Origin of the sequence: Roseibium denhamense (genome assembly GCF_009711415.1) — a bacterium.
GTDB lineage: Bacteria > Pseudomonadota > Alphaproteobacteria > Rhizobiales > Stappiaceae > Roseibium > Roseibium denhamense.
This window is the reverse complement of sequence record NZ_SMLZ01000027.1, coordinates 1-484: the sequence shown is the minus strand read 5'-3', so window position 1 is coordinate 484 and position 484 is coordinate 1. Positions and strand designations below refer to the sequence as shown.

Genomic DNA, 484 nt, shown 5'->3' with positions numbered 1-484 from the left:
GTCCTCGGTGACATCCCCAGTGTCGGTGCCGGTGATGACGGCGGCATCCGGTGTTGCACCGAGGGTCAGGGAGGCGCTCTGGGCCACGCTGCCGCCATGACCGTCGGTGACCTGATAGCTCAGTGTGACCGGGCCGTTGTAGTCCGGGTCCGGCGTGAAGGTGAAGCCCTGGGCCGCATCGCCGGTGATCGTGCCATGGCTCGCGGATAGGCCTGTGACAGACAGCGTGTCGCCCGTATCGATGTCCGAAGCATGTGCCAGAAGCTGTGCGGCGGTGATTGCCACCGCCTTGTCTTCGGTGCCGCTACCAAGATCGACCGGTCCGGTGACCGCAGGCCCGTCATTGGTGCCTGTGACCGTGATGACCAGGTTTTCGGTATCGGTCGCCCCTGTGCGGTCGGTGACGGTCACTGGGATCGTGAGCTGCTGCGGCTGGCCAGCTGCCAGATGCTGATAAGCTGCATGGCTCGGATCAAAGCTCCAC

General features: G+C 64.7%; 1 protein-coding gene. It reads right to left on the bottom strand.

Annotation, left to right across the window (positions count from 1 at the left end; translation table 11 throughout):
• On the bottom strand, positions 1–484 hold a 484-nt coding region (locus tag E1180_RS00075), incomplete at both ends, for a cadherin-like domain-containing protein (RefSeq protein WP_196220469.1).